This window comes from Bacteroidota bacterium, assembly GCA_008933805.1.
Taxonomy (GTDB): Bacteria; Bacteroidota; Bacteroidia; order UBA8524; family UBA8524; genus SB11.
The window spans coordinates 1-1,588 of sequence record WBUH01000036.1; the positions used below are offsets into that span (position 1 = coordinate 1).

Annotated in this window: 1 protein-coding gene; it reads left to right on the forward strand. The window is 40.1% G+C overall.

What is annotated here, in order from left to right; all coding sequences use genetic code 11:
- Positions 1-1,189, forward strand: a 1,189-nt coding sequence (locus tag F9K23_18790; GenBank protein ID KAB2912568.1) for an efflux RND transporter periplasmic adaptor subunit, incomplete at its 5' end; no start/stop codon positions are given.
- Between the last annotated feature and the right edge of the window lie 399 nt (positions 1,190-1,588).

Sequence of the window (1,588 nt, forward strand, 5' to 3'; positions counted from 1 at the left end):
TTCAACCGCTCTGATAACAATATTCATTTTTACAGGTTGTAAAAACGGACACGAAAATCATGAGGCAACATCAGACAGTTATTATACCTGTCCCATGCACCCAAGCGTTGTGAGCAGCACACCCGGAGCTTGCCCCGTTTGTAATATGTCTTTAATCAAAGTAGAGAAAAAGGAAAACCTACACGCAGGGCAGCAAGGCAATTTCATCACCATAGACAAACGACAACAAGAATTAGCAGGTATTAAAACTGATACAGTTAAACCGAGAAACATTGCATCCACTTCAAGTATTATAGGCACGGTTACTATTGATGAAGACCAAGTAAAAACCATCAGCAGCCGTGTAAAAGGAAGAATTGATAAACTATTTATTAAAACTACTGGTGTATATCTTAAAAATAGAAGTCCGCTTTACAGCATTTACAGTGAGCAAATACAAGCCGATGGAAAAGAATATCTCTCTTTGCTTCAAAAATCAAAAACAGTAAGCACCACAACCAAACTCACCAACGAGTTAGTAAGCGCAGCAAAAAATAAATTGTTTTTGTGGGGCTTAACCGAAAAACAAATTTCCGAAATAGAGACATCAGGCAAAACAAGCCCGTTGATAACTTTTTACTCACCTGAATCTGGCTATGTAACCGAAGTAAACATCACTGAGGGAATGTATGTGGATGAAGGGAGCTCGCTTATAAAAATCACATCGCTCAATCAGGTTTGGGTTGAAGCACAGTTGTATTCCAATGAAATCTCAGGCATTGCAGAAAGCAAAATCTTTCAGATTTTCAGTGAAAGCAATCCCGAAGAAGTTTACAAAGGTATTTTGGTATATAGCAACCCAATAGTAGAAGAAGGAAAAAGAATACACCTACTCAAAATCAGAGTAAACAATTCAGGAGGTAAGCTTATTCCCGGAACATTGGTATCTGTCATTCCCGAAAAATCAATTGCAAATGTTTTAGCAGTTCCTAAATCGGCAGTGCTCTTGGAAAAAATGAAAACCGTTTGGGTATTGGCGCATGACAACACATTTGAGCAGCGCATGGTAGAAACAGGAGCAGAAAATAAATTTTGGATTGAAATTACATCAGGGTTAAAACTAGGCGATATAGTTGTTGCCGAAGGTGCTTATTTAATCAGCAGCGAGTTTATTCTAAAAAGCGGAGCTGGACAAAGACATGACCATTAATCAACGCACAGGTGTAAGCACATTTGCAAGCCGCACAAGCCCAAGCACAGTCCAAAGCTTGCAAAAGAGCTTCCACCTTTCCCACGCAGACAAAATTGAATTAAAAAAAATCTCCCTCCCTTCTGAAAATAAAAAATACTCAACCGCACAACCCAGCACGACAAAGACAATGACAGTGAAACTGAACAACGATAATGGTTTGCAAGGACGGAGGACAGAAGGCCTACTGCTAATCGAGTAGATGGCTCCGCCAGATAAACTGACGGAGTGCACCTCTCACACCACCGTACGTACGGTTCTCGTATACGGCGGTTCGCAAAATGATGGGTTAAGTTCTAGGTAAACATCCAACATGGCTTGGTACTTTCGTTGTTTTAGCCTTTTAAGTGTTATCGTTGT